Here is a 25,838-nt window from a genome sequence, read left to right on the forward strand (position 1 = left end):
GTTTGCTTGGATTCTAACACAGTGGGCGCGATGATCTATCCCAACAACCACGCAAATGGCACTGCCGTTACCGCCCCCCACTGGTGGATTTGCGGATCATTCGAGACGACCAAAGCATGGAGCAAGGGCTTATCCAGCAAACTGTCCAAGTCGTGTAAATGCCGCGCATCACTGTGGCTCACATGCTGGCTTGCCTTGATTTCCAGCGCAACGTAACCGTTTTCCAGTTCCAGCAGCAAATCCACCTCACGCCCATCCACCGTGCGCAAGTGATAACAATCCACGGGCAAAGCATGGGTTTTAATTTGCTTATAAACCTCGGCAACCACCGCACTTTCCAATTCATTGCCCGTCAACGTACCCGTGCGGTTGAGCAACACGCGCTGGATGCCGGGGTCGAGAAAATGCACTTTGGGCGATTTCGCTAAGCGCTTATTGAGGTTGCGGAACCACGGTGCAAGCGTGATGACCTGATAACTGACTTCCAAGTAAGTAATGAACCGTTTGGCAGTCGCGGTGGCAATCCCCGCCTGTTTTGCCAGTTCGCTGATGTTGAGCAACTGCCCGCTCAATGCCGCCAGCGATTTCTGGGCGCGGACAAACGGTTCAAGTTCGCGCAAATTGCCCAGATCACGCACATCGCGTTGCAGGTAAGTACGGATGTAGTCGTGTAACCATTCGCGTTTGTCGGTGACGGTAAGGTTGGCATCCACAATCGCAGGCATTGCGCCGTATTCCAGATAATCCGACCACGCGCTTTCCGCCTTAGCATAGGCCGTATCGGTGCGCGGAATGCCCTGCAAAATACCGGCAGGCTCCCCCTGTAACAAATGCACCAAGCGTGACGGTGGGATGGCGTCACTCCAATCCATGGTTTGGCGCTCGGGCAAGGTCAGCGGGTACAACTCCACCAAGGCCGCGCGTCCTGCCAAGGTTTCCCGCACTTTTTCCAACAACAGAATCTGGCTTGAACCCAGCAGGATGTAGCGGGTGTGTGGATACACATCGTAAGTGGCCTTGATGGAATCAATCAGGGCAGGCAGTTTTTGCACCTCATCCAGAATCGCCAGCGGGTAACGTTCCTGCCATTGCGCGGCGGCAATGCGGGCATAATCGGGGCGCGTTACCGGGTCATCCAAGGTGATGTAGGTGTAATCGGGAAACAGTTGGCGCACCAGCGTGGTCTTGCCAGTCTGGCGTGCGCCCGTCAGTACCGTGATACGCCCGAAACGGGAATTGGCTTTCTGTTGCAGGTATTGGCTGATGATCCGGTTATGCATATAACTAATTTCAACGTAATATTGATACATTGAGTATAGGATATTACGCCAATTATTGTCATATACTTAGCTTTCCACCACTACCTGCTGATTACGCACGCGGATAGCAGCTTTGCCAGACAGCACCTCCCCGAACATATCGTTGACCAATGCACCGCGCCAATCGTCGGAAAGCGTAGTGCGCCCCTCTTCCAGCATCTTTTCAACCTGCTGGCGGGTGGCGATCATCTGTGCGGAAATGCCGTTTTCGTTGGCGATTTGGTTGAGCAAAGTCATCAGCAGGTCGGCAACCACGCTCATGTTGGCGTCAAGCTTACGGCGGCGGGGGAGTTGTGGCCATTCGCTTTTCGGGATGGCTTTACCGCGTGCAATGCAAGCCAGCCATTCGCCGGAACCGCGCTCGATCTGTTCGTCGCTCAAGCCGCGAATCTGACGCAAGTCGGCGGCGCTTTCGGGTTGCATCCGAGCCATATCGAGTAGGATTTCGTCGGAAAGTATCCAGCGGCGCGGAATGTCTTTGCGTAAGGCACGCTGCTCGCGCCATGCTGCCAGTTCGCGCAAGATAGCAAGGTGGTGCGACTTGAGGATTTGCAGCCCCTTAACGCGCTCCCACGTCGTCTGCGGGTCAACGGTGTACGTTGTCGGATCTGCCAATTTCTGGAACGGTTTTTCCAGCCATTTCATGCGCCCCAAGGTTTCCAGTTGCTCGCGCAACATCAGGTACACCTCGCGCAAATGGCGCACATCGTCGATGGCGTATTCCAATTGCGCCTTGGTCAGCGGACGGCGCGACCAGTCAGTGCGCGACTGAGATTTATCCAACGTCAGCCCCAATGTCGCTTCCACCAAACGCGCATAACCCAACTGGTCGCCCATGCCCAACACCGCTGCTGCCACTTGGGTATCGAAAATCGGCGCAGGCACTTTGCCATTCCCCAAATAGTGGAAAATTTCCATGTCCTGCCACGCGGCGTGCAGCACTTTCAAACGCTTGGGGTCTTGTAGCCAATCCAAAAACGGTTGCAGGTCGGAGATTGCCAGCGGGTCGATACAGGCAAGGGTATCCGCGCTGGCAATCTGGATCAGGCACAAGCGCGGGTAATAAGTCTTTTCGCGGATAAACTCGGTGTCGAGCGTGACCCATTCGGCCTTATCCAGACGGGTCAGCAAATCAGTGAGCTTAGCGGCATTGTCGATATAGTCAAACATCGTAGGCGGTTTCTGTTTAAAAGTGGCAAGCTGGATTCTACGGGAAAACGCGCATGAATACATTTTTAGCTAGCGAAAACCCATCAACATCATACGGCTTTTGTGCAGCGCAACGTTAGAAAATCATAATATTTTAAATATCAACTACTTGTTGACATTCGCCCGGCAATTCTGCACATTGACAATTATCAATTTCCACAAAACATTGATCACCGCTTCCAACCGCTAGAGAGGGTAGTCTCCACGATAAGAAAGCTAGGCTTGTCGTGGTATATGGCGGTAAGCCCGACGTAGAGTCGGGCTTTTTTTTGCCATTTTTCCGGCAGGAGGCTACTCCCGGTTTCCAGCAACCTTGTTATACTGCCTGCATGATACTGTACATCCACGGCTTTAATTCATCCTCGCTTTCCGGCAAAGCGCAGGAAACCAAACGTTGGCTAACGGCACGCGGGCGCGGGCACGAATGGGTTTGCCCCGACTTGCCGCACCGTCCGGCGCAAGCCATTGCCATACTGGCTGACATCATCCGTTCCGCTGAGATCACGCCCAAACTGGTAGGAAGTTCACTCGGCGGTTTTTACGCGACCCATTTGGCGGGTGCGTTTGGCCTGAAAGCCGTATTGGTTAATCCGGCGGTGCATCCCGCACTTCTCTTCCGCCCGGCCTTGGGAACTGAACAAAAGAACTGGCACGGCGATAGCACTTACCGCTTTACCCAAGCACATCTGGATGAATTGGCTGCACTCGACCAATCCGCGCCTGCCCACCCTGCGAATTTGCTGGTCATGTTGGAAACAGGTGACACCACACTGGATTGGCGTGATGCCGCCAGCTACTACCGTGATGCACATCAATTGGTGTTTCAGGGCGGGGATCACGGCTTCACCCGCTTCCCTGATGTGCTGGAACTGATCGACCGATTTTAACTGCGAGGAATACCGATGACTTACACGAAATCAACCTTTGCTGCCCTGCTCGTAGGCGCAATCCTAAGCAACAGTGCTTACGCGGCTTGTACTGGCGGCAGCAAAACCCTGTTCCACTGCATCGCACAGAAAAATGGCAAGCAAATTGAAGTTTGCGACGCAGGCAAAACCATTGATTACTCTTTCGGCAAACCGGGTAAAAAAGCGGAACTGGCACTTTCTGTCCCACGTGATGACGTAACAACGTGGCAGTGGAATGGGGTTGGACGCTATATGTCCTACACCGTCAACATCCCTAACGGTGATCACCTGTACCGGGTATTCTGGGGCGTTGACCGCATGACCGATGAGCACGCTGTTGAAGCAGGCGTGCATGTGGAAAAAAATGGCGAATTGCTGGCAACCGTGGACTGCAAAGCCGATACGGTTGAGCAAAATCTGGAAGGCGTCGACCTGAAACCGGAACCAGAAGCCGAATAACGGCAGCCTGACCCAACATCCGGTCACATCAATGGGTGTGACCGGAGTACAGGATTAAATCGAAATATAGCGCCAGCCATCACGCATGTGTTGCACCACAAATTCGACCGCAGACGGAACAACTTCGGCCTCATCCACCAAGGCCACCAATTCACCGCGCTGCTTAAAGGAATACAGGGTATTGCTGCACGCCACGAAGCGCAGATGCGGATAGGCGTGGCTCATGTGCAGGATGCGGCCTTCGTGCTCGGACGTGCCCAAACGCAGTAAATCAATGCCATCCGCACTGGTCACAACATAAACACTGCCATCCTTATCCGCCACTTGCGCAGCGAGGTTTTCGGCCTTACTTAAGGCTTTTTCCAGCTTGACGGGTTCGTGTGAATCCAAGAACACAATGAAACGGTTATCGTGTGCCGCAGATGCTCCTGCCAAGGCGACGCCTTCCGGTTCCCACCAGCGTGGCAAGTATTGGCTACCAGCGCCTGCAAGGAAAGTCAGGGCAAACGCCAACACATACACCGCCGCCCGTTGCCAAACCTGTGGACGGTAGCGGGCAACAGCAACATTACTCGCCGAGGGCAGCGGGTAAGCTGATTGCACCAAATGTTTGAGGCGCTGGATTTCACACAGCTCCTTTTGCAAACCCAAGTCGGTTTCCAGCAACGCCAGCACGTCGCGGCTTTGCGCGGCATCCAATTGCCCATCGGCAAAAGCGTGCAGCATTTCATTGGCAGAATATTGTTCTTGTTTCACTTCACTCTCCTTAGATAGTGAACATTGTCCTGATTGCGCGTATTTTGCAGGCGTTTTTTCATCGTTTCCCGCGCACGGCTGAGGCGGCTCATGACCGTTCCTTGTGGAATGTCCAAAATCAGCGCCACTTGTTCGTAACTGCACCCTTCCAGATCAACCAGCGTAATGACTTGGCGTTGCGTCAAGGGCAAAGACTCAATCGCCACTTGCACTTGCTCAATGATTTGGTGCTCAGAAAAACGCCGTTCCGGGCAATCGGTACACGTCAGCTCAATGTCGTCGATGTCCACTTCCGGCTTACGGGTGCGCAAGTATTCCATCCAACAATTGTGCATGATCTTGTATAACCACGCCCCCAAACGCTCCTCATCTTTGAGCTGATCTTGCTTTTCCAAGGCTTTGGCGAGCGTGTCCTGCACCAAATCATCAGCTAATGCGGGATCGCTGCACCATGCCAAGGCCATGCGATGCAATCTGGGGCGGTGTTCCCCCAATTTATTGCCGAAGCGGTTAAAACGGAAATAGTGGCTGAACATGCGTGTCCCCGGTATTTCATTGCTTATAGGATGCAGAAAGTAAAAAAATATTCCATAAATACGGAATATTTCGTTGGCTACCCCGTCATGCACCCATAGCGCACATCATAACGAACCGTTTGAGGAAGAAAAGAAATGAGTTTGACCCGCCGTGAGTTCCTGCAAATATTGGCAGCCGCCAGTGCCGTTGGTTTCGGGCTGAACACTGCTTTTGCGGATGATGCCAAACAAGAAGGTAGCAAAACCGACACCAAGGCCCCCACCAACCCGTATGAATTGCCCGCATTCGGTAATGTGTCAGTGATGCATTACACCGACTGCCACGCACAATTGCTACCGATTTATTTCCGCGAACCTAACGTCAACCTTGGCCTTGGCAGCATGAAAGGCGTAGCCCCGCACTTGGTCGGCGAGCACTTCCTGAAAAAGTACGGCATTGCGCCGGGTTCGATGGATGCCCACGCTTTCACCTATCTGGACTTTGCGGAAGCGGCGAAAAAATACGGCAAGGTCGGCGGCTTTGCCCACTTAAAAACACTGGTTGACCAAATCCGAGCGCAACGCCCCGGCAGTTTACTGTTAGATGGCGGCGATACGTGGCAAGGCTCATGGACAGCGCTGAAAACCAATGCGCAAGACATGGTGGACGCACAACTTGCCTTGGGTGTAAACGTCATGACCCCTCACTGGGAAATGACTTTCGGTGCTGACCGCGTGAAGGAAATCGTCGAGAAAGATTTCGCGGGCAAGATCGACTTCGTGGCGCAAAACGTGTTCAGCAACGACTTTGACGAGCGCGTGTTTGAACCGTTTGTCATCAAGGAAATAAACAAGGTTCCGGTAGCCATTATTGGGCAAGCCTTCCCATATGTACCCGTTGCCAACCCCAAGCATTTAGTGCCTGACTGGAGCTTCGGCATCCGCGACGATGATATGCAGAAAGTGGTCGACGAAGCCCGTGGTAAAGGCGCGAAAGTGGTTATCGTGCTGTCCCACAACGGCATGGATGTTGACCTAAAAATGGCCAGCAAAGTCAGCGGCATTGACGCGATCATGGGCGGTCACACCCATGACGGCGTATTCCAACCCGTGGTGGTAGAAAACAAGGGCGGCAAAACACTGGTTACGAATGCCGGTTCCAACGGCAAATTCCTCGGCGTGCTCGACCTTGATGTGAAAGATGGCAAAGTGGCGGATTACCGTTACAAATTACTGCCAGTCTTCTCCAACCTGCTCGAACCACACAAGGACATGCAAGCGCTGATCGACAAAATCCGCGAACCGTACAAGAAAGAATTGGCGGAAGAACTCGCCGTGTGTGACGACACTTTGTACCGCCGGGGCAATTTCAACGGCACATTCGACCAATTGATCTGTAACGCGCTGATGGAAGGCTTGGATGCGCCGATGGCATTTTCACCCGGCTTCCGTTGGGGCACGAGCGTATTGCCGGGGCAACCGATTACCTTTGAGCATGTGGCTGACCAAACCGCGATCACCTACGGCACGGTTACGCGCAATGAAATGTCGGGCGAGCAAGTCAAAAACATCCTTGAAGACGTGGCGGATAACCTCTTCAACCCTGACCCGTACTACCAACAGGGCGGCGACATGGTGTGCGTCGGTGGCCTGAAATTCAGTTTCGACCCCACCGCGAAGATGGGCAGCCGTGTATCCGACATGGAACTGGATGGCAAACCGCTTGACCCGAAGAAAACCTATCCGGTCGCGGGTTGGGCGAGCGTGCAGGAAGAAGTGCCGAAGAATAAGCAAATCTGGGAAGTGGTCGCGGATTACCTGCGCAGCAAAAAGACCATCGGCAAAGTGGAGCTGAACACCCCGAAATTGAAAAACGTGGATGGCAACGAAGGTCTGGCGTAACGGCGTTTCCTAACTCCTGCTGGGTACATTGCCAGCAGTTTGGGCGAACCTTAGGTTCGCCCTTATTTTTAGCCGCATTGCCCCGGCGCATACCCACGCACACGCGGATCAGCGCAGGCTGTGCAGTCATTCGAGAACATCACTTGCTCTTCCGACGGACAGGGCGCGGTAATGCAACGGATGCCGGTATCCCGCGACGCACACACTGGCGCGTAGATTTCGTAGCAGATTTCTGGGCGTGGTTCGCGGCATTCCGTAAAGGCATTCAGCGCCCTATTCGCGTTGGGGACAGTAGTTTCCTGCGCGTCTGAGCGGCTGCAACCTGACAACAAGATTGCCAGTAACATGCTCCCCGCCAGCAGCATTCCTGACTTTTTCATAACGACCTCGCAGATGGATTTGTTTTTGATAACACTCAATAGCTTGCGGCAAACCGCAGTAATCCGTACCCTTACCGCATCCTTTTGTCTGGAGCCTGCACATGAACTTGGAACAAGCCCGCTTTAACATGATCGAACAACAGATACGTCCTTGGGATGTACTGGATGAGACAGTCCTAGCAACATTTGGTTTTATCCCCCGCGAAGCATTTGTGCCGCCCCAGTGGAAAAACCTTGCATTTGCCGACATCGAAATCCCGTTAGGCAACGGCGAATTCATGATGCATCCCAGAGTAGAAGCGCGGATGTTACAGGCTCTGACCATTTCCCCCGACGACCGTTGTCTGGAAATTGGCACAGGCAGCGGGTTTGTCACTGCTTGTCTTGCGCATCTTAGCAAACATGTGGATAGCGTCGATATTTATGAGGACTTTACCCGACAGGCGGAAGAGCGCCTGCTGAGCCGGGAACTGACCAATTACAGCCTGCACACGGGTGATGCGCTACGCGGCTGGGTTTCCACCCAACTGTACAATGTCATCGTGGTCACGGGTTCTGTCCCTGCTTACTTGCCGCGTTTTGAAGAGCAACTGGCTCCCGGTGGACGGCTGTTCATCGTGGTCGGCACGGCTGCTTCGATGCAGGCAATGTTGGTAACGCGCCAGCCAGAGGGTGATTTCAGCCGTACCATGCTGTTTGAAACCGGCCTGAAGCCTTTGGTTGGGGCAGCTAGCGGAAGCAGCTTTACCTTCTAACATGCGTCACTGGACACCCCAAGAGCTGGACGAATATTTCTCAAATACCCAACAGCCATTACAAATACTGGATGTGCGCGAGCCTTGGGAATACGATATTGCCCATATTGAGGGATCAACCCTGATCCCTTTGGGTAAGCTGGTACAGGAAATGGACAAGTTAAATCCATCACAAGACTTGCTAGTGGTCTGCCATCATGGCATCCGTAGCGCACACGCTTGTTATTTTCTGGAACGTAACGGCTTTCAAACGATCAACCTAACAGGCGGCATTGCGCGGTGGGCAAAAGAAATTGACCTCGACATGCCACTTTACTGACTTTTTCGGAACGTATCATGAAAACACGTATACTGGCACTTCTGATCGCGTCTTCATTGGCAACACTGGCGCACACGGCCTCGGCAGAAAACCTGTTACAAGTTTACCAGCAAGCCAAAGGCCACGACGCACAGTTCAAAGCGCAAGAAAGCAGCCATTTAGCCATCTTAGAAAAGCGGCAACAGGCATTGGCGGCACTCAAGCCACAAGTCAGCCTCTCGGGTAAGGCGGCTTACAACGAATCGCGCGACACCCTCACCAACAATGCTACCGTGAACGGCGATGCGGCGAACTATACCTTGCAAATGGGTAAGTCCCTCTTCAACAAGGGTATCAGCGCCAACATCGGCAAAACCGATGCGGTGATAGGGCAATCTACCGCCGCGCTGGAATCTTATCGGCAAGATTTGATCATGCGAGTAGCGGACGCTTACTTCAAAGCGCTCCTAGCACAAGAGAATGTGATCTTTGCCGGGGCGGAAAAAGACGCCATCAGCCATCAACTGGAACAAACTCAAGCCTATTTCGACGCAGGACGTTCTGCCATTACTGATGTCAAAGAAGCTGAAGCCAGTTACGCCGCATCAGTAGCACAAGAAATCAATGCTACCCAGCAATTGGACATCGCCCGCGAACTGTTGCGGGTGCAGACTGGCGGTTTTTACCCCAACCTGCTTGCACCACGCAATAATATGCCGCTGAGCGTTCCTACCCCCAACAGCATTGAGGCATGGGTAAACACTGCCAAACAGAATAACCATTTGCTCCGCGCCAGCAAATACGGCATTACGGCAGCACAAAAAGAGGTGGAAGCACAGCGGGCGGGACGTTACCCAACACTTGACCTGTATGCCAACCACACTGGGTCTTATCTGGACAACGACGTTTACAAAAACAGACGGACGAATGATTCGGCTATCGGCCTCAGTGTCAGCGTCCCACTGTACACAGGTGGCGCAACGTCTTCCAAAATCCGCGAAGCACAGGACAAGTTCCAGCAAGCGCAACAGGAATACGACCTGCAAGGCAGCCAAACCGAGCAGCAAACCCGTTCGGCATTCCTGACCGTCCAATCCAGCATCAGCCAAGTTGAAGCCAACAAACAAGCACTGGCAGCAGCAGAAACCGCTGCGGAAGCGACCCAAGCCGGATTTGAAGTGGGAACCCGTACCGCCGTTGACGTGCTCAATTCCCTGCGTAACGTGTTCAAAGCCCGCCGCGACTATGCCAGCGCCCGTTACACTTACCTGCAAAGCACCCTGACCTTGCGTCAAGCAGCAGGCACATTGAACGATAAGGATGTAGCAAGCATCAGCGCTTTCATGACCGAAGCACCCAAGCAAGTGGCGATGGCGCAAGATACACCCGCGCCTGAAGCTGCCGACGATACCAAAGTGGAAGTACCTGCGGTCAAATCCAAAGCCAAACCAGCTTCCGCCCCAGCGCCTGTCGAAGGCAAAAAAGGCAAGGCAGCGGCAAGCGAACAGGAATACTACGTCATGCCGGACGCAGCAAAGTAATCCCCGCTTAGGGTTTCAAGTAAGCAAACTTCCAGCGACAACCGGATGCCGTTTCCAGCGCAGTCAGCAGGGCGGCATCCGGCACGGCTTCCGCCTCATGGATATTGCCGACCACCACCCATTGCTGCAAATGCAACACGGGTTTACGGATGGGCTGGAATATTGTTATTTCCCCATCCATCGGCACGCGGATGTAGCAAAACGGTTTGTTGTCCTGCGGTTCCAGTTCAATATCGGGCGAACAGCCGAGGAAGCAGAGGTGGTCGAGGAAATGTTCACCCGTGGCGAACACCCCTGCTGCCAGCGGCGCACCTAACACACCCAAGGTTTGCAATACCGGCGTAACGGACACGCCAGTTTCCTGCAAAGGGTAAAGCAGCAAACGGTAAGCCGATAACTGCATCCCTTACCTCAACGAATCTAAAGCTTTACCTATCCCATTCAGCGACAAAGGCAATGCAAGGGGCTTTTTCTTTGGCGCGGGCGTAAACGTTACGCTGGCTTTGCTACCCTTGCGGAATTGTTGAAGCATGGGTTCATCCAATGCGAAACCAGCACGGCAATAGTCTTTGTCGCAACTGCCCGTGAACTTGACCGACGGGTTATTATCGACCTGCAACTGCACACCCGCTTTGATATAACTCCCTGCTGGCAACTCGAAAATGATGGTCGGCACAGGTTTCCCCGGCGCATAACCAATCACTGTCACCATCAGCGGTTTGTCATCTTGGCTGAGCACTTGCTGCACGAAACACACTTGCCCGTCGCAATTACCGCCCCAATCACCGAAACGCATTCCCTGAATATTGCCTGCCGCCTGTGCGGGTAATGCCCCACCCAGTAAGCCCGCCAACACTAACGTTATTATCCCCAAACGCATTGCCTTGCTCCCAATGTGATAAGATTCAGGGCAGTCTACCACGCAAGGTATTTGCCCGCATGAAACACAACAATGAAACTTATATTGCCCAGACCCGTTGCTGGCTGGAAAATGTCGTCATCAAACATAACCTGTGCCCATTTGCGCACAAGCCTTTCCACGGCGGGCAAATCCGCTACATCGTGACCGATTCCGCCCGCCCAGAATTTTTGCTGGAAGATTTGCAGCAGGAACTGGATCACTTGCGGGCTACCCCGGCGGATGAACTCGAAACTACCCTGCTGATCCACCCCGGTGTGTTGGAAGATTTCTTGGAATACAACGACTTTTTCGACCTTGTGGACATGCTGCTGAGCGAATGCGGGTATGAGGGCGAATTTCAGGTTGCCAGTTTCCACCCCGATTACCAGTTTGAAGGCACGCGCCCGGAAGACGCGGAGAATTACACCAACCGTTCGCCGTGGCCGATGCTACACCTGATCCGCGAGGAAAATCTGGAACAGGCGATTGCCACTTACCCGGATGCGGATGGCATCCCTGAGCGCAATATCCAGACCATGAACGCGCTGGGGGCGGAACATCACCGCAAGGTGCTGGACGCTTGTTTGCAACAAGGCACGGATAACAGCTAATGCAAAACCATACCCACCGCATCCGCGAAGAATTACCGGCAGTTCTCCTGTTCATCGCCGCGATTTGGGGCGTATTCCTGCTCGACCTCATCTTGCCGTTGGAACGTTTGGGGTTGGTTCCGCGTGACTTGGGCGGGCTAATCGGGATCGCCACCATGCCGTTCCTGCACGCCAACCTCAATCACTTGATGAACAACACCGTACCATTGATCGTGCTGTTGACCTTACTGGCGGGATCACGGGCGGATTCGCGGGTAACAGTGATGTTAGTTGCAATACTCGGAGGGCTATTGCTGTGGCTGTTCGGGCGCGGAAATTCGCTGCATATCGGTGCAAGCGGGTTGGTGTTCGGGCTGGCAACCTTCCTGATCGTTTCTGGTATCTTGGAAAAGCGCACCGTGCCGCTGCTGGTCAGCATTTTCGTCGCCTTTACTTACGGCACAACTTTGCTGGCGGGCATATCGCCGTGGCAGCAAGGCGTGTCGTGGGATGGGCATTTATTCGGCGGGGTAGCCGGGGCGTTGGTCGCGTGGCTATTGGTACGTAAGCCCGCCGTGTAAACAGCATCAGTTAAACGGATTGATCAAGCTGATACCACAACCACCAAAATCCTTGCTGTTGCGCGTGACCAGCGGTAATCCGTGAATAGCGGCGGTAGCTGCAATCAGCATATCGGCTTGGGTACGTATCTGGCCTTGTGCTTGCAAGTTTCCGCGCAATTCCCCAGCCAGTCGGGCAATCGGTGCTGTCACGGGCAGCACGGTGCAGTGCTGCTGTAAAAACTGCTCGAACCATTGGCGGATACGCGGGTTATCTTTCCATGCCAGACCAAAATGGATTTCATCCAGCGTAATGACGCTCAAATGAATATCAGTGACGCTGCTTGACCACGCCAACACGCCGGGATTGGGCTGCAAACGTGCCAGTTCACTGATGATATTGGTATCGCAGAGCATCAATCCCCCAACACATCGAGGAAAGCATTATGGCGGTCGAGGCGTGGCATGGTCGCCAGCTCTGCGGTATCCGTGGGTTCTTGCGCCAGAATTTGCCGCAACTCACGGAAGGAATCCGCCAAGGTTGGGCGTTTGTTGGCCTGCGCTTGCAAGCGTTCGTAGGTGGCGACATCCACTACCGCCGCGATCAATTGGTGGCGACGGTAAATCGGTTGTATGCCCTCCCGGCAGGCGTCCAACAAACTGGAAAAGTTTTGGCGGGCGCTCGCTATCGTCCAATCACTCATGTTGCACCTCTTTATGTACATGATATGATTTAAGTGTACAAGATAATCTGTGCGCTTGTAAAATCCGTTTTCGGCATATAAAAAAGGCTATGCTACACTGCCCGGACGTAGATTAATGTTGCGGAGTAATTGATCGAACACATCCAAGACATTGACCCCGAACTAAAAGAACGGGAACTCCAAAACACCCTCCGTGCCATCGAACAAAAGCTGCGTGGCGGCTCATAAATCACCACGATCAGGAGAAACTCATGTTCAAAGCCCTAGTCCTCAACCAAGCTGACGGCAACACCACCGCCGACATCCGCCAGCTTGAAACCAGCGACTTACCCGCAGGTGAGGTGCTGGTCAATATTGCCTATTCCTCGCTCAACTACAAAGACGGGTTGGCAGTTACAGGCACGGGCAAAATCATCCGTAGCTTCCCAATGGTTCCCGGCATTGATTTTGCGGGGACGGTGGCTGAATCTGCTTCCGAACGATTCCAACCCGGCGATCACGTGATCCTTACAGGCTGGGGTGTGGGTGAGCAGCACTGGGGCGGTTATGCACAGCAAGCGCGGGTCAAGGCGGATTGGCTGGTTGCCATGCCTGCGGGCTTGGATGCGCGTAAAGCCATGATCATTGGCACGGCAGGTTTCACCGCGATGCTGTGCGTGATGGCGTTGGAAGAAGCCGGGGTAAAACCCGAATCCGGCAAAGTGCTGGTGACGGGCGCGGCGGGCGGCGTGGGTAGTGTGGCAGTATTGCTGTTGGCGCAACGTGGCTACCACGTCGTAGCGGTAACGGGTCGCCCGGAATCACACGCTTTCCTCACCAATTTAGGCGCAAAAGAATTCATCAGCCGCGAAACCATGAGCCAGCCTGCCCGCCCACTCGAAACCCAACGTTGGGCGGGGGCAGTCGACGTGGTAGGTGGCGATATTTTGGCGCGGGTGATTGCCGAAATGAATTACGGCGGGGCGGTGGCTGCGTGTGGTTTGGCGAACAGTTTCAAGCTGAATACCACGGTCATGCCATTCATTTTGCGCAATGTCAGCCTGCGCGGGGTTGATTCCGTCAGTTGCCCGCTGGAGCGCCGTACCCGTGCGTGGGAATGCCTTGCTGCCGAATTGCCGGAAAGTGCTTACCACGACATCGGTCAAACCATTGCACTGGAAGCTGTGCCGCAAGCCGCGCAAGACATCGTGGCAGGACGCATTCAGGGTCGCGTACTGGTTGACCTGTCGCAGTAAAAATCACAGATAACGTGCCGCACCAATGGCAGCTTGCCCCAAGGCAAGGCCACCGTCATTGGTCGGCACGTTGGAGTGCGTCAATATCGGTAGCCCCACGGCTTGCAACTTTTCCAGCAAACCCGTGAACAACAAAGCATTCTGAAATACCCCGCCGGATAGGGCAATCGCCTGAATATCGGGGTAATCGTTGCGCAGCCGCTGCGCAGTTTCCACCAACACATCCATCAAACCGCGATGGAATTGCGCCGCCACACTGCCCCGGTCGTAGCCCGTTTGCAAGTCATGCAGCAGGGTGTACCACAACGGTGCGGGGTCGATTTCCCACAAACCCTGCGCATTTCGCTCCAAACCAAACGGATAGCCTGCGACATACGCCAGCAGTACCGGCGGGGTAAGGGCTTCCAGTTCAATCGCAGCTTGGCCTTCGTAGCTAATCTTAGTGCGGCTGCATCCCAGCGCGGCAGCAACGGCATCGAACAAGCGCCCGCAGGAACTGGTCAGCGGGGAATTCAAGCCGCGAGCCAACATGGTTTCCAAGGTTGCCAGCGGTTGCTGTTGGAGGAATTGGATCAGTTCCAATTCGGCAAACTGTGTTGCCACATCTGCCCAGCCTAATGCGTGCAAATGCGCCCACGTATTGCGCCACGGTTGCAGGATGGCTTGCGTGCCGCCGGGCATGGGGGTGGGTTTGAAATGCCCTACCCGTTCATACCCGCGATAATCCGCCAGCAGGAACTCGCCGCCCCAGATTGGGCCGTCCTCGCCGTAGCCTAGACCGTCCAGCACGATACCCAGTACTTTGCCACCATCCAGAGGCCAGCCGTTTTCTGCGAGGCAAGCGGCGACGTGGGCGTGGTGGTGTTGCACTTCGATCAAGGATAAGCCTTGTTCCCGCGCCCATTGCTGCCCCAACTGCGTCGAGCGGTAGCCGGGGTGTTTATCCACGACGATGGCGGTTGGCTGGTGCTCGAACAATTGCTGATACAGACGCAAGGTATGCTCATACTCTTTCCAAGTACGCGCATCTTCCAGATCGCCGAGATGCTGCGACAACACCACTTGACCATCACGTAACAGACCAAAGGTGTTTTTCAGTTCGCCGCCCATCGCCAGCAGCGGTGGCGCATTTGCGAACTCAGGTGGTAATTGCAATGGCTCCGGGGCATAGCTTCGGGCGCGACGTAAGACGCGGGGCTTGCCTACCAGCACGCGAGCGACAGAATCATCGACGCGGTTGATGATGGGGCGGTTGTGCAGCAGCAGGTAATCGGCGATGCCTTGCATCCGTTGGCGGGTTTCTTCCACGGTGATGCATTGCGGCTCTTCGCTGAGGTTGGCGCTGGTCATGATCAGTGGCGTATCCCACGTTTCGAGCAACAGCGCGTGCAGGGGGGTGTAGGGGAGCATGAAGCCGAAACCCCTCCCCAACCCTCCCCTTATCAAGGGAGGGAGCAAGAAGGTGCTGCTGTCTTGTTCCTCCCCTGATAAGGGGAGGTTAGGAGGGGTTTCTTCTAACAATACAATCGGCGAGTACTTGCTTTGCAGTAACGTCACTTCCGCATCTCTCACGTGGCAATATTGGCAGATCACATCCACATCGCGAGCCATCAGTGCCAGCGGTTTTTGGTGGCGGCGTTTGCGGCGGCGCAGTTCCGCTACCGTTGCTTCGTTCGTTGCGTCACAGACCAGATGCACACCACCTAATCCCATCAGTGCCAGAATTTTGCCTTCACGTAGTAAATGGCTGGCGGTATCAATGCAATCACGCTCGGTTGCGGCGGGTTCGATGCCTTGCCCACGCATATCTTCCAACCACACGTGCGGGCCACAAACTGGGCAAGCATTGGGTTGTGCATGAAAACGGCGATCTGCCGGGTTGGTGTATTCCTGCTGGCAGTCGGGACAGAATGCGAAAGCTGCCATGCTGGTGTTAGCACGGTCGTAGGGGATCCCACGCACAATGCTCAAACGCGGCCCGCAATGGGTACAGTTGGTAAATGGGTAACGGTAACGGCGGTTTTGTGGGTCAAAAATGTCAGCGCGGCAAGCGGGACACATCGCCGCATCGGGCACGATGCCCGTATGGATTTCCCCCCCGACACTGGCGACGATGCGGAAATCATCGTGTGGGCAAGACGCTTCCAATGAGGTGGTTTGGATACTGTCGATCCGTGCCAGCGGCGGAATATCGGAGTGTAATTGCTGTTGGAAATCAGCCAACGCGGAGTTTTCCCCCCACGCCTCAATCAGCACGCCCGCGCTGTCATTGCGTACCGTCCCCACGATCCCGCACACCTGTGCCAAGCGCCAGACGTTGGGGCGAAACCCAACGCCTTGCACCAGCCCGGTTATGCGGATGCGGCAAGCACTCATTGCGGCGGGGTTTTACATGCCTTGCTGGCTGCACGGTCTGCGAGGGTACGTGCCTGCTCGTTGGCGCTACTGCTGGGTTTAACCACATCTGTTACGCAAATTTCGGTCGGGGTAATTTTGCTGACCACCAGATAAGACGTGGTTTTTTCCGGCTTTTCCGGGTCTTCGCTGACGTTGAAACGAACGATCAGCGCGATAGGCTTGGTTTTGCTGCCTTCTTTTTTCACGCGCCATTCGGCTTTTTCACCCAAGGCAGAAAAACCGCCGGACACGTTTGTCCACAGGTCGAGCGGAAATTCTTTGCCCTTAGGGTCAATCACCGTCAGGGATTGGCGCAAATCGCCTTCCATCGACAACAGTTGATAGCCTGCCGTGCCGGGGCAACGGCCTTTGTACGAGCCACCCTCGTTTTCGTTGAATTCGAGGGTTTTGCAGTCTGTGGTTTTCAGGCTGGTGTAAATGCTGTCAATTTTGGCAGGTGCAGCAACGGCAGGCAGGGCAAAGCCGAGCGCGGCGGTCAGGGTTAAGGTGGTAATTAGTGTTTTCATTGAATGGTTTCCTCGCGGTTGGGATAGCTAATTGTACATTTAAATAGAGCGAAATTTCTTGAAATTGCTCGCCTATTCAAAGATTTCCTTATAGACCCTATCAGGGTTAGCAGGTGAATAACCATACTGTGCGAACAGGATAATCAGATCAATCTTGCGTTTGCCTCACATTACACCACTTGTCGGCTAGCGCTTGCTGCCACCTGAACAAGTGCCTTTAAATGGAGTCCATAGCCCCTAAATCAATCCAACAATAAAGGAACACCATGAAAAAACTCATCCTCGGTTTAGCGCTGGGATTAGTGTCTACCCAACCTGTCTTTGCTGCTTGCGCCGCATCTAACCTTGCTGGCACATGGATTATCTTGGGCGGCACTAATAATAACTTTCAAGGCGTTGCCAAAGGCACTGTAGTCATTTCTTCAACAGGGGTTGTTGACGCTACAAAGTCAAGTATCGGCTTTGTTGTCCCCACTAGCACAGGACTTGGCACCTTCAGCACCAAATTAACAGGCAAGTTGTCGGTAAACACAACTTGTGCCGTGAGTGGTACTCTCACAACGGCTAAAACCAGCTACATTGACTACGCGGTTTACACAATTTCTGGGCAAATGGACAACTCAGATAAGAACACCATCAGCAGCATCTACCGCACCTCCACCTACGATATTGGCATGATTAACTGGGTGAAGCAGTAAGCAGCATTACACCTACCCCGGAAGCATTACTGCTCCGGGGAGCAGGCATTCTGAGAATAGCCTACTATTCAATGCGTGCCGCCAAATGCGCCCAGTCAACGTCCTGTAATACCCGCGCTTGATTTTGCACATAAGACTGCTGCATCGCAGCCTTTTTCTGTTCCGGCGTCACAAAACCATGAAACGGTAACATGGCTTCGTAAGCGGCATCCTGATGGAACTTCAACGGGGTCAGCACGTCTTCACGGCGCGAAAAGAAAGCATCCTCACCCTCCGCACAGACTTGATCAAACACGTTGAAATGGCGGCAAGCCAGCGGGCGCATGGGGTGGACAGCGCACGCACCATCCAGCAGGAATGGGCACTGCGTTCCCGCAACGTGGTTGGCAAGTTGCGGTTTGAGGCGGGAACGCAGGTCGGCGGGCATGATTTTGGTGACGTACCAATACAGCCCCAGCAATTCCAACGGAAAAATGGGAATGGTGGTGTGGCTCTTGCAGCAACTGGAACAGCCTTTGGCGCAAGCGAGTTTCCTGCCCTGACGCTCTTCCTGCTGTATACCTTTGGCGACACCCACGTCAGCGCGGTAATAAGCGTCGAAGGCGTAACCCAGCCACTGGTTTGCGGCCTCATCGGCAGGAAACTTCAGGCGCTGGGGTTTGCCGTAGGCGGGTTTCTTGGTTTTCATCCATTGCTCCGGGTGCGTTCAGCAGATGCGGGGTAACTGTTCGCCCGGCAGCATATCAACAATCCGCTCACCGCCGAAACCTGTTTGCAGGATTACATGCCCATCACCAGCGGCTACCGTACCGATGATGCAGGCATGATAACCTTCGGGGATGCGTTTCATCGCTTCCAACACGACTTGCGCCGCATCCGCTGGGACGACTGCGACCAATTTGCCTTCGTTGGCAAGGTAGAGCGGGTCGAGGCCGAGGATTTCGCACATGCCACGCACCGGGGTGCGGATCGGCAGGCTTTCTTCCTTGAGCATCATATCGACGTCGGAACGTTCCGCGAATTCGTTGAGCACCGTCGCCAGCCCACCACGGGTGGCATCGCGCAGGCAGTGGATGTCGGGGCAAGCGGCAAACATCGCCTCCACCAAGCGGTTGAGTGGGGCGCAATCGGTTTCAATATCGGCATCCAGCGCCAGATCGCCGCGTGCATTGAGGATCGCCGCACCGTGATCGCCCAACCAGCCGTTGACGATGATGGCATCGCCCACTTGCGCCCGCCCTGCTGAAGGGTTAAAACCTGCCGGGATTACGCCTACGCCAGCGGTATTGATGAACAGCTTATCCGCGCCACCGCGTTGCACCACCTTGGTATCGCCCGTAACGATTTGCACACCTGCCTCATCCGCCGCCAAGCGCATCGCTTGCAGAATGCGGGCGAAGGTTTCTAGCGGCAAGCCTTCTTCGATAATGAAACCGCAACTCAGGTATAGCGGTTTTGCGCCCCCAACGGCGAGGTCGTTGACCGTGCCATTGATGGCAAGTGTGCCGATATTGCCACCGGGGAATTCCAGCGGGGTGACGACGTAGGAATCGGTGGTGAAGGCCAGACGGTCGCCTTGCGCCACCAATTCCGCCAAAGGAATGCGGGCTTGGTCTTCGCCCTCTTCCAGCAAAGGATTGCTGAAGGTGCTGCGGATCAGGTCGTCGACCAGTTGGTGCATGGCGCGTCCGCCGCTGCCGTGGGCGAGGGTGATTGTGCCGGTAAGGTTCATGAAAGTCCTTTGGTGTGTTTGTATTGCTTTCGGCTATTTCACCACTGTTTCAACAGTGTCGCCAGTTTCACGTCCGGGTCATCCGCCTGCATGTATTCCACAAACAAGGGTATACGGTAACGCCAACGGTTGCTTTCGCGGGTGAGGATGAAGGCGAGTTCCAGCCGTGACAGGGTGCGTTCCAGTTCGGCGGCATCAAACACCAGATTTTGTTCCTCAAGCTGTTTGATCAATTCGCCAGTGCTGAAACCCTCCTTGCCGATGGTGGAGTAGACCACCAGCCGGTCGTAACGCTGTTCTTGTTCATTGTTGCCGACTGACCAGCCTTCAAAGCGTTTGCCCATGTCGCGGCTGCTTAGTACTTGATGGATGTCCCCGGCAGTAATAGTGCGTTGCTGGGCGGGCAGGTTCTGGATCAACTGGTGGCAGACGTAAGCAATCAGGTTGGCGCGTTGTCCGCAGGCTTGCACCATGTTTTGCACAATGGCGTCGCTGGCGTAGCCGAGGCTCATGGTTTGCATCGGCAGGATGGCAAGCTGGATACAGGCATCGCGTTCGAGTGCGCCGACTTCCAGCACTTCGCCGAAGTTGCGTAGCGGTGACTGGTAGTCGAGTACCGCGTGTTGGTAAAGCTGCCAGAAACCGGCGAGGATGAAGCTGCAATTGCCCTGTTCGCTGAGGCGGCGGAACACGTTGAGAATGGGGTAGCCTTGTGCCTGTTCGTGTTCGATGAAACGGTCGGCTTCGTCGATCAGGAAGATGTAGCGCTGGCCGGTGTCGCGGATGCGTTGCTCCAGCACGGCGGCGAAGGTTTCGGCACTGTCGGTATCGGGTAACTGTAAGGCGCGGGCGAGGCGTGGAACCATGACTTCGTTGGACAGCGTGTGGTAGTGGCATTGCACCTGCGGGTTGTCAGCGTAACGGCGTTCCAGTGCCTTGAGCAGGGTGGATTTGCCCATTTGACGCCCACCGACCAGCAGGTAATTGGCGGGGTCGCGGTTGACGATCTGGGAAATCAGTTCGCGCCGCCCGAAGAATAGGGCTTCTTTGTTCACGCCCCCGCCAATCTGGTAAGGGGAAATTTGCTTAAGGGAAAGCTGTTCGGACATGATTTTTGCCAGCGCAGTTTCTGCATGGGGACTGAGCAGTAGCTCGGTGATTTGTTTGCTCTGCGGGGCAACGTATTTGTTGCTCAAGTCCATTGTTGTGGTCAGCAGTTTGCGCTGGTAGGCGCTATCCGCGCCGATGATCAGGGTGATACGGCCTTCGGCTTGGGGGATCGCTTGCAGGTGGGTGAAAACATCCTGCGCATCAACTGCGGGGAAGTAGAGGAGGAGGCGGTCTACGTTTAGGGGGAAGGTGGGGGGGAGTTTTAGGGAGAAAATCCCCCCCAGCCCCCCTTTGGCAAAGGGGGGAGTAAGAGGGGCTTCGTAGGAGCCAGCCTCGCTGGCGATTCCGTTTCCACCATTCGTCAACTGCCCACCCAGCCGCATGGCGAGCCATTGGGCTTTTTGTTCCGCACTCGCCTGCTGGAAATCCAGCGCATGTTTGAAGCTGTCGTGGCTGACTTCGGCAGTGTCGAGGACGCTGTTAAGCCGCCCGGTTTGTTGCAGGCGTTGGTGGGCTTCGGGGAGTTGTTCCAGCGACAGGCGGTACAGGGCTTGTGGTTGTGCGCCCAGTTCCAACACTAGCGGATGGCGATAGCGGCGGAAGTAGAAGGCCGTGAAACCCAGCAGGCCAAGACTTACCAGCACCAGCAGGATTTGCAGGTGGGCGGGCATGGCGTTGATTTCCAGCGGTACGCGCCATTGGGTGTAAAGCGGCGGGCGCATCGGGCGGATTTCCAGTTGCAAACGGTCCCGCTGCTCGCGGCTGATGTCTTTGGGCAGGGTGAATGCCAAGGGCGGCGCATCGGTCTGGGCGCGGATGGTTTCCAGCGACTGGCGCGGCAGGTCAAGTTCGCCTTGTGGGTCGGTCAGGTAAAAATCGGTTTTGGGCAGGTCAGCCGTGCCTTGATTTTTGAGCTGGATGCTCAGGGTGTTGGTGTCGCTGCTGAAATCGCTGCCAGTGACAGCTACATCCGGGGTTTTAAGGTTGACCACTAGATCGGCTTGCTTGCTTGCGCCGCCGGATACTGCAACCTTGATAGGCAAGGTGTATTGACCGGATTTGGCAGGATTATCTGTAGCCGGGATAATTCTTGCCGCCAGTTTGATAGTTTGTCCGGGTGGGATTAGGGAGGTGCTGGAGTAGATGGCTTCAGTTTGCGGGTAGGTGGGCTCTGGATTGGCTGGGATCACCTGCAAAACTCCATCGGCATCAGCCATCGGCAGGATATGCGGGCGGTGAACGGGTTGGCTACCAGTGTTGGTTAGACTCAGGGTGAAAGTGGCGGCTTCACCATCCTTGCCTGCCTGTAAATCAACACTGCCGGAATCCAGTTGTAGACTCCAAGTGACTGAACTGCTATCGGGAACAGGGAGATACAGGCTGTCAGTATCAGCTCGTAAGAGCGAACCATCATTTGAAATTGTTACCCAATTATCACCTCGAATATTCGTAATTAGCACATTAAGTAATTCACTATTTTGTATATTCCATATCCCAACTATGCCATCAAATCCACTCGAAGCAAGATGCCCATTTCCATCAAAACCTAATGACACTACCCTCTCATGATGTGTCTGAAAAGACTTTTTCAGACTTCCTGTATTTACATCCCACAGATTGATTGCACTACCATCCGAACCGGAAATTAGTTGTCCCATATTATCAAATACTATAGGCACACTGCCGCCTAGACGAGCAATGTCACCTTCATACACTGGCAACACATGCTTGAGTAATCCAGTTTTCACATCCCATAGTCTAATCCTACCATCCGTCGAACTGTTAGCTAATGATCCTTTCCCATCAAATACTAAGCCACCTACTAAGCCACCATCTTCTAATAGATATTTTCGCCTACCACTTTCTACGTCCCATACTTCAACTACTCCTGTAGCATCATCTGTACCCGAAGCTAATATCCCTGTCCCATCAAATGCAACTGAGAGGACTCGGCTCTTTGCCTCTAGAGTTTTCTTCAATTCACCCGTTTCTACATCCCACAACTTGACTAAACCGTCATCTAACCCCGAAGCGAGTAGCCCCTTCCTATCAAACGCCACTGACCAGACTAGACTGCCTGTTTGCAGGGTCTGTTTGAGTGCGCCGCTTTTCACATCCCACAGCTTGACCGTGCCGTCATCCGAGCCGGAGGCCAGTTGCCCCCCCCCGTCAAACGCCACTGACCTTACCCAATCGGTGTGCGCTTGCAGGGTCTGTTTGAGTGCGCCGCTTTTCACATCCCAGAGCTTCACCGTGCCGTCAGAGGAACCTGTGACCAGTTGCCCCCCACCGTCAAAAGCCACCGAATTTACTCGACTTTGCGCTTGCAGGGTCTGTTTGAGTTCGCCGCTTTTCACATCCCACAACTCGACCGTGCCGTCAGAGGAGCCGGAGGCCAGTTGCCCCCCCCCGTCAAACGCCACTGACAAGACGCCGCTTTGCGCTTGCAGGGTCTGTTTGAGTTCGCCGCTTTTCACATCCCACAGCTTGACCCTGCCGTCAGAGGAGTAGGAGGCCAGTTGTCCCCCCCCGTCAAACGCCACAACAACAGGACTATATCCTGAACCGCCTGCTTGCAGGGTCTGTTTGAGTGCGCCGCTTTTCACATCCCACAGCTTCACCGTGCCGTCATACGAACCGGAGGCCAGTTGCCCCCTCCCGTCAAACGCCACTGAACTCACGCCACTTTGCGCTTGCAGGGTCTGTTTGAGTGCGCCGCTTTTCACATCCCACAGCTTCACCGTGCCGTCATACGAACCGGAGGCCAGTTGCCCCCCCCCGTCAAACGCCACTGAATTCACGCGGCTTTGCGCTTGCAGGGTCTGTTTGAGTTCGCCGTTTTTCACATCCCACAGCTTCACCGTGCCGTCAGAGGAGCCGGACGCCAGTTGCCCCCCCCCGTCAAACGCCACTGAATTCACGCGGCTTTGCGCTTGCAGGGTCTGTTTGAGCAGGTCGTCCACATCCTTGTAGCCGAGTTCCTTGAGGGTGGTGTGATAGGCGGGTGCGGCGGGGATGCGCAGTGACGGAGCATCAAGGATAGGTTTAGGGTTTTCTTCGGGGCGACTAGGGCTAGTATTGTCATCGATGAGGCTAGCGTAGGTAAGTGGGAACAACAGGTTAAGTAATAATACCAGCAGGATTTTTTTCAACATCCCAGCAACTCCTTGCCAATCCGGGTAATCAACGTACAACGCCACACCAACCGCCCCTTGTCATTGCCGCGCAGCAGGTTTTGCCAATACAGCCGCCGTATCAGCGCATCCTGCGGCCAAGTGGAATACCAGCCCAGTTCTTCGCGTTGGAGGTTGGCGCACATTGCCCCCTGTTCCGCCGCCTCACGGAAGCGGGCAAACAGTTGGGTTGGCAGGCTGCTTGCCATCACTGCCGCTTGCCAATCGTCTTGCCCGCGTTCTAATGCCCGCAAACAGGCTTCGACCAAGCGCGGGTGTTGCCCGCTGAACGCCAACACTTCCGCCAATACCGCATCACTGACCGGCAATTCGCCCTGCCGTGCCAGATACAACGCCCGCACATCTTCCATGCACACCGACGGCAACGGCACTTCCTCCAGCTTGTTGAGAAATGACATCGCGCCCTGCTCGTATTTCATCGCCGCTAGGCGCTCACCGCCGATCATCACCAGCCGGAACTCCAGCGGGTGCGCTTCGATCAAGCCACGCAATTCCCCCGCCAAATCGCGCCGCGCATCTTCCGCACCATTCTCGAACCCCGTCACTAGCAAGAACAGCTCGTCACCATCCAGCAGACGCTGTTCCAGCGCCTCTGCCCATTCCCAACTACTGGTGATGTTGGACTCAAACCCGCACTGTTTGCCCAACCGTGCAAAATACTGGTCACTGCTGGCCTTGAGGCTGGCAGGCGGGAACAGGTGCAGCACATTGTTTTCCCCGTAACGCGCCTCGGCCTTTTCCTTCAGCGCCTGCGCGTAATGCTGGGTATTGAAACCCTCCTGCGCCAGCACCATCACCGGCATCCCGCCATCGACGTAGGTGAAAATGTCATCCACAAACGAACGCTGTTTCTGCGCCAGCTTCACGGGTGCTGCGGGAATCGCTGCCGCTACTGGCAATTTCAGCAAGCCGTCAAAATACGGTGCAGAGCCGGGAGCCTGTTTCTGCAAAGCCGACAGCAACCGCTGGAAAGCCTCACGGTATTTGGCCTCATTACTGTCGCCAAAATCCACCGCATGGAGCGTTTCCAGAAACGGAAAATCCGGGAACTCGCCCCACACCACCGGGATAAAGAAAAAACCCGTCGCCTTTTTCTCAAGGCTAAACATCATTTCGTATTCATGCTGCACCCAACCCGAATCCGCCGCTTCCGGCGTGGCAATCAGGATGGCGCAGCGCGAAGCCTTCAACGCCTGTTCGATCACTTGGGTGAAATGCTGCCCGCCGTATAACTCCCACGCATCAATAAACACCTTATAGCCTTGCGCCACCAGATTGTGCGCCAGCGCCTCCGCCCAATCGCGCTGAGTGAAACGGTAGCTGATGAAAACATCGTACTGGAAATCGGGTGCAGGCTGTTTCGCCCCACCACTCCGCGTAGTCGCATCGGCAGGCAGTAACTCGGCAGAAGCAGGCTCTTGCGTCACCATCTGTCCACGCAGAAACATCACCGGAATGTCTGCCCCGGAACCGTGTTCCATGTGCACCGCTGCTTTCGCCCAGTAAAACGCCTGTTCTAGGTTTTCACCGCTGCCCAGCGCATCGTAAAACGCCGCTGAAAAAGTGATCGCTGCCGTATCCGCCACAGCCTGTTTCATCCCAATCACACAGGGAATGTGTTGTGCGATGACCCGCGCCTGCACTTCAGAATAGCAGGCATTCAGCAACACGCATTCCACTTTGCCGCCCAGCAGGCTGAAAATCTCGTCCAGCGCGGATTGCTTGCTATGACTGGCGAACGGGGCGGAGGTATCAATGCCCAGACTGCGGGCAGCTTCGGAATCACCCCGGACTTTACTGGAATGACCGTCGTCATTTTCCAAGACCAAACCTTCATCACCGCCACCATGACCGCTGAAGTGAGCGATCCACGGCTTGTGTTCCATCAGGGCGCGGAGCATATCTTTGGGGCGGGTAGCAGGTTTATTAACGAGAATGAATTCATCGCGAAGTCGGGAACGCTGTAAACCTTCGCCAATTTCCCGCTCTTCCACATCTAACCGCAGCTTGGCCTGATCAGTCGGGCTGGCGGCGAGAAACAGGATGGTTTTCGGCATGATTTTGGCTCGCAATCGTTAGAGCAATGGATTCTGTTTTTATAGGGGTTTTTATGCTGCTTGTCTAATCCGTTTTTTGTCTGAACTGGGA

At 54.8% G+C, this 25,838-nt stretch carries 25 protein-coding genes; 10 read left to right on the forward strand and 15 right to left on the reverse strand.

The features are described 5' to 3' along the window. Nucleotides 1–35 precede the first annotated feature (35 nt). Nucleotides 36–1,280 (reverse strand): ATP-binding protein, encoded by a 1,245-nt coding sequence (locus PHE17_RS01235; RefSeq protein ID WP_301013971.1) that lies wholly within the window; start codon nucleotides 1,278–1,280, stop codon nucleotides 36–38. Nucleotides 1,281–1,346: 66 nt separating this feature from the next. After that, complete coding sequence (gene rnd, locus PHE17_RS01240; protein WP_301013972.1) at nucleotides 1,347–2,489, reverse strand: ribonuclease D; 1,143 nt, start codon at nucleotides 2,487–2,489, stop codon at nucleotides 1,347–1,349. 368 nt (nucleotides 2,490–2,857) lie between these two features. Between rnd and PHE17_RS01245 the strand changes: the two genes are divergently transcribed. Then, a complete protein-coding gene (locus tag PHE17_RS01245; RefSeq protein WP_301013973.1) occupies nucleotides 2,858–3,415 on the forward strand; it encodes a YqiA/YcfP family alpha/beta fold hydrolase in 558 nt (185 codons plus the stop codon). A 15-nt stretch (nucleotides 3,416–3,430) separates the two neighbouring features. After that, the gene (locus PHE17_RS01250; protein ID WP_301013974.1) at nucleotides 3,431–3,895 is read left to right on the forward strand and encodes a hypothetical protein; all 465 of its coding nucleotides are present in this window, start codon (nucleotides 3,431–3,433) and stop codon (nucleotides 3,893–3,895) included. 54 nt (nucleotides 3,896–3,949) lie between these two features. Here the strand turns inward: PHE17_RS01250 and PHE17_RS01255 are convergent, their stop codons facing one another. Both PHE17_RS01255 and PHE17_RS01260 read right to left on the reverse strand, forming a co-directional pair. Beyond that, nucleotides 3,950–4,651, reverse strand: a complete 702-nt coding sequence (locus tag PHE17_RS01255) for a hypothetical protein (protein WP_301013975.1) — start codon at nucleotides 4,649–4,651, stop codon at nucleotides 3,950–3,952. Beyond that, complete coding sequence (locus PHE17_RS01260; RefSeq protein WP_301013976.1) at nucleotides 4,648–5,187, reverse strand: sigma-70 family RNA polymerase sigma factor; 540 nt, start codon at nucleotides 5,185–5,187, stop codon at nucleotides 4,648–4,650. Before PHE17_RS01260 ends, PHE17_RS01255 begins: the two co-directional genes overlap by 4 nt. A 135-nt stretch (nucleotides 5,188–5,322) precedes the next feature. On the opposite strand from PHE17_RS01260, the gene soxB reads away from it, so the two are divergent. Beyond that, complete coding sequence (gene soxB, locus PHE17_RS01265) at nucleotides 5,323–7,068, forward strand: thiosulfohydrolase SoxB (RefSeq protein WP_301013977.1); 1,746 nt, start codon at nucleotides 5,323–5,325, stop codon at nucleotides 7,066–7,068. A 68-nt stretch (nucleotides 7,069–7,136) separates the two neighbouring features. On the opposite strand, the gene PHE17_RS01270 is transcribed toward soxB, so the two are convergent. Then, a complete protein-coding gene (locus PHE17_RS01270; RefSeq protein WP_301013978.1) occupies nucleotides 7,137–7,448 on the reverse strand; it encodes a hypothetical protein in 312 nt (103 codons plus the stop codon). Nucleotides 7,449–7,549: 101 nt separating this feature from the next. On the opposite strand from PHE17_RS01270, the gene PHE17_RS01275 reads away from it, so the two are divergent. From PHE17_RS01275 to PHE17_RS01285, 3 genes are read left to right on the forward strand one after another with little or no spacing between them, the layout of a single operon-like run. After that, nucleotides 7,550–8,203, forward strand: a complete 654-nt coding sequence (locus PHE17_RS01275; protein WP_301013979.1) for a protein-L-isoaspartate O-methyltransferase — start codon at nucleotides 7,550–7,552, stop codon at nucleotides 8,201–8,203. 1 nt (nucleotide 8,204) lies between these two features. Further along, nucleotides 8,205–8,522, forward strand: a complete 318-nt coding sequence (locus tag PHE17_RS01280) for a rhodanese-like domain-containing protein (protein WP_301013980.1) — start codon at nucleotides 8,205–8,207, stop codon at nucleotides 8,520–8,522. A 17-nt stretch (nucleotides 8,523–8,539) separates the two neighbouring features. After that, complete coding sequence (locus PHE17_RS01285; protein ID WP_301013981.1) at nucleotides 8,540–10,042, forward strand: TolC family outer membrane protein; 1,503 nt, start codon at nucleotides 8,540–8,542, stop codon at nucleotides 10,040–10,042. 7 nt (nucleotides 10,043–10,049) lie between these two features. Here the strand turns inward: PHE17_RS01285 and PHE17_RS01290 are convergent, their stop codons facing one another. Both PHE17_RS01290 and PHE17_RS01295 read right to left on the reverse strand, forming a co-directional pair. Further along, a complete protein-coding gene (locus tag PHE17_RS01290) occupies nucleotides 10,050–10,445 on the reverse strand; it encodes a hypothetical protein (RefSeq protein ID WP_301013982.1) in 396 nt (131 codons plus the stop codon). Nucleotides 10,446–10,448: 3 nt separating this feature from the next. Continuing rightward, entirely contained in the window at nucleotides 10,449–10,922 is a 474-nt protein-coding gene (locus tag PHE17_RS01295; protein WP_301013984.1) for an invasion associated locus B family protein, read from the reverse strand. 59 nt (nucleotides 10,923–10,981) lie between these two features. Between PHE17_RS01295 and PHE17_RS01300 the strand changes: the two genes are divergently transcribed. Together PHE17_RS01300 and PHE17_RS01305 are read left to right on the forward strand one after the other, a co-directional pair. Then, entirely contained in the window at nucleotides 10,982–11,554 is a 573-nt protein-coding gene (locus tag PHE17_RS01300; protein ID WP_301013986.1) for a DUF1415 domain-containing protein, read from the forward strand. Next, nucleotides 11,554–12,114, forward strand: coding sequence for a rhomboid family intramembrane serine protease (locus PHE17_RS01305; RefSeq protein ID WP_301013988.1), 561 nt, complete (start codon nucleotides 11,554–11,556; stop codon nucleotides 12,112–12,114). Before PHE17_RS01300 ends, PHE17_RS01305 begins: the two co-directional genes overlap by 1 nt. Nucleotides 12,115–12,120: 6 nt before the next feature. Here the strand turns inward: PHE17_RS01305 and PHE17_RS01310 are convergent, their stop codons facing one another. Together PHE17_RS01310 and PHE17_RS01315 are read right to left on the reverse strand one after the other, a co-directional pair. Continuing rightward, on the reverse strand, nucleotides 12,121–12,510 hold the full coding sequence (locus PHE17_RS01310) for a type II toxin-antitoxin system VapC family toxin (RefSeq protein ID WP_301013990.1): 390 nt from the start codon (nucleotides 12,508–12,510) through the stop codon (nucleotides 12,121–12,123). Next, a complete protein-coding gene (locus PHE17_RS01315) occupies nucleotides 12,510–12,797 on the reverse strand; it encodes a type II toxin-antitoxin system Phd/YefM family antitoxin (protein WP_301013992.1) in 288 nt (95 codons plus the stop codon). Before PHE17_RS01315 ends, PHE17_RS01310 begins: the two co-directional genes overlap by 1 nt. A 251-nt stretch (nucleotides 12,798–13,048) precedes the next feature. On the opposite strand from PHE17_RS01315, the gene PHE17_RS01320 reads away from it, so the two are divergent. Further along, nucleotides 13,049–14,032 carry an MDR family oxidoreductase gene (locus tag PHE17_RS01320; protein ID WP_301013993.1) on the forward strand — a complete coding sequence of 328 codons (984 nt, stop codon included), beginning with the start codon at nucleotides 13,049–13,051 and terminating at the stop codon, nucleotides 14,030–14,032. A gap of 3 nt (nucleotides 14,033–14,035) precedes the next feature. Here PHE17_RS01320 and hypF read toward each other — a convergent pair whose 3' ends face one another. Then, nucleotides 14,036–16,408: a carbamoyltransferase HypF gene (gene hypF / locus PHE17_RS01325; RefSeq protein WP_301013995.1), complete on the reverse strand. Its 2,373-nt coding sequence runs from the start codon at nucleotides 16,406–16,408 to the stop codon at nucleotides 14,036–14,038. Continuing rightward, nucleotides 16,405–16,956 carry a hypothetical protein gene (locus PHE17_RS01330; RefSeq protein WP_301013996.1) on the reverse strand — a complete coding sequence of 184 codons (552 nt, stop codon included), beginning with the start codon at nucleotides 16,954–16,956 and terminating at the stop codon, nucleotides 16,405–16,407. The genes hypF and PHE17_RS01330 overlap by 4 nt, the downstream gene beginning before the upstream one ends. A gap of 266 nt (nucleotides 16,957–17,222) precedes the next feature. Between PHE17_RS01330 and PHE17_RS01335 the strand changes: the two genes are divergently transcribed. Next, nucleotides 17,223–17,654, forward strand: a complete 432-nt coding sequence (locus tag PHE17_RS01335; protein WP_301013997.1) for a hypothetical protein — start codon at nucleotides 17,223–17,225, stop codon at nucleotides 17,652–17,654. Between the two features lie 64 nt (nucleotides 17,655–17,718). Here the strand turns inward: PHE17_RS01335 and PHE17_RS01340 are convergent, their stop codons facing one another. The 4 genes from PHE17_RS01340 to PHE17_RS01355 are packed head-to-tail and all read right to left on the reverse strand — an operon-like array spanning nucleotide 17,719 to nucleotide 25,747. Next, nucleotides 17,719–18,342, reverse strand: a complete 624-nt coding sequence (locus PHE17_RS01340; protein ID WP_301013999.1) for a YkgJ family cysteine cluster protein — start codon at nucleotides 18,340–18,342, stop codon at nucleotides 17,719–17,721. Nucleotides 18,343–18,360: 18 nt separating this feature from the next. Further along, nucleotides 18,361–19,386 carry a hydrogenase expression/formation protein HypE gene (hypE, locus tag PHE17_RS01345; protein ID WP_301014000.1) on the reverse strand — a complete coding sequence of 342 codons (1,026 nt, stop codon included), beginning with the start codon at nucleotides 19,384–19,386 and terminating at the stop codon, nucleotides 18,361–18,363. 38 nt (nucleotides 19,387–19,424) lie between these two features. Further along, on the reverse strand, nucleotides 19,425–23,651 hold the full coding sequence (locus tag PHE17_RS01350; RefSeq protein WP_301014001.1) for an AAA family ATPase: 4,227 nt from the start codon (nucleotides 23,649–23,651) through the stop codon (nucleotides 19,425–19,427). After that, nucleotides 23,645–25,747: a TIR domain-containing protein gene (locus PHE17_RS01355; protein ID WP_301014003.1), complete on the reverse strand. Its 2,103-nt coding sequence runs from the start codon at nucleotides 25,745–25,747 to the stop codon at nucleotides 23,645–23,647. Before PHE17_RS01355 ends, PHE17_RS01350 begins: the two co-directional genes overlap by 7 nt. Nucleotides 25,748–25,838 lie beyond the last annotated feature (91 nt).

The organism is Thiothrix sp., from assembly GCF_028714775.1.
Lineage (GTDB): Bacteria > Pseudomonadota > Gammaproteobacteria > Thiotrichales > Thiotrichaceae > Thiothrix.

Coding starts and splice junctions, on each gene's coding strand:
- rnd (WP_301013972.1), bottom strand. CDS start 2,489: ATGTTTGACTATATCGACAATGCCGCTAAGCTCACTGATTTGCTGACC.
- PHE17_RS01335 (WP_301013997.1), top strand. CDS start 17,223: ATGAAAAAACTCATCCTCGGTTTAGCGCTGGGATTAGTGTCTACCCAA.
- PHE17_RS01235 (WP_301013971.1), bottom strand. CDS start 1,280: ATGCATAACCGGATCATCAGCCAATACCTGCAACAGAAAGCCAATTCC.
- PHE17_RS01330 (WP_301013996.1), bottom strand. CDS start 16,956: ATGAAAACACTAATTACCACCTTAACCCTGACCGCCGCGCTCGGCTTT.
- PHE17_RS01270 (WP_301013978.1), bottom strand. CDS start 7,448: ATGAAAAAGTCAGGAATGCTGCTGGCGGGGAGCATGTTACTGGCAATC.
- PHE17_RS01355 (WP_301014003.1), bottom strand. CDS start 25,747: ATGCCGAAAACCATCCTGTTTCTCGCCGCCAGCCCGACTGATCAGGCC.
- soxB (WP_301013977.1), top strand. CDS start 5,323: ATGAGTTTGACCCGCCGTGAGTTCCTGCAAATATTGGCAGCCGCCAGT.
- PHE17_RS01315 (WP_301013992.1), bottom strand. CDS start 12,797: ATGAGTGATTGGACGATAGCGAGCGCCCGCCAAAACTTTTCCAGTTTG.
- PHE17_RS01245 (WP_301013973.1), top strand. CDS start 2,858: ATGATACTGTACATCCACGGCTTTAATTCATCCTCGCTTTCCGGCAAA.
- PHE17_RS01295 (WP_301013984.1), bottom strand. CDS start 10,922: ATGCGTTTGGGGATAATAACGTTAGTGTTGGCGGGCTTACTGGGTGGG.
- PHE17_RS01290 (WP_301013982.1), bottom strand. CDS start 10,445: ATGCAGTTATCGGCTTACCGTTTGCTGCTTTACCCTTTGCAGGAAACT.
- PHE17_RS01340 (WP_301013999.1), bottom strand. CDS start 18,342: ATGAAAACCAAGAAACCCGCCTACGGCAAACCCCAGCGCCTGAAGTTT.
- PHE17_RS01280 (WP_301013980.1), top strand. CDS start 8,205: ATGCGTCACTGGACACCCCAAGAGCTGGACGAATATTTCTCAAATACC.
- PHE17_RS01260 (WP_301013976.1), bottom strand. CDS start 5,187: ATGTTCAGCCACTATTTCCGTTTTAACCGCTTCGGCAATAAATTGGGG.
- PHE17_RS01350 (WP_301014001.1), bottom strand. CDS start 23,651: ATGTTGAAAAAAATCCTGCTGGTATTATTACTTAACCTGTTGTTCCCA.
- PHE17_RS01300 (WP_301013986.1), top strand. CDS start 10,982: ATGAAACACAACAATGAAACTTATATTGCCCAGACCCGTTGCTGGCTG.
- PHE17_RS01320 (WP_301013993.1), top strand. CDS start 13,049: ATGTTCAAAGCCCTAGTCCTCAACCAAGCTGACGGCAACACCACCGCC.
- hypE (WP_301014000.1), bottom strand. CDS start 19,386: ATGAACCTTACCGGCACAATCACCCTCGCCCACGGCAGCGGCGGACGC.
- PHE17_RS01250 (WP_301013974.1), top strand. CDS start 3,431: ATGACTTACACGAAATCAACCTTTGCTGCCCTGCTCGTAGGCGCAATC.
- PHE17_RS01285 (WP_301013981.1), top strand. CDS start 8,540: ATGAAAACACGTATACTGGCACTTCTGATCGCGTCTTCATTGGCAACA.
- PHE17_RS01310 (WP_301013990.1), bottom strand. CDS start 12,510: ATGCTCTGCGATACCAATATCATCAGTGAACTGGCACGTTTGCAGCCC.
- PHE17_RS01305 (WP_301013988.1), top strand. CDS start 11,554: ATGCAAAACCATACCCACCGCATCCGCGAAGAATTACCGGCAGTTCTC.
- PHE17_RS01275 (WP_301013979.1), top strand. CDS start 7,550: ATGAACTTGGAACAAGCCCGCTTTAACATGATCGAACAACAGATACGT.
- hypF (WP_301013995.1), bottom strand. CDS start 16,408: ATGAGTGCTTGCCGCATCCGCATAACCGGGCTGGTGCAAGGCGTTGGG.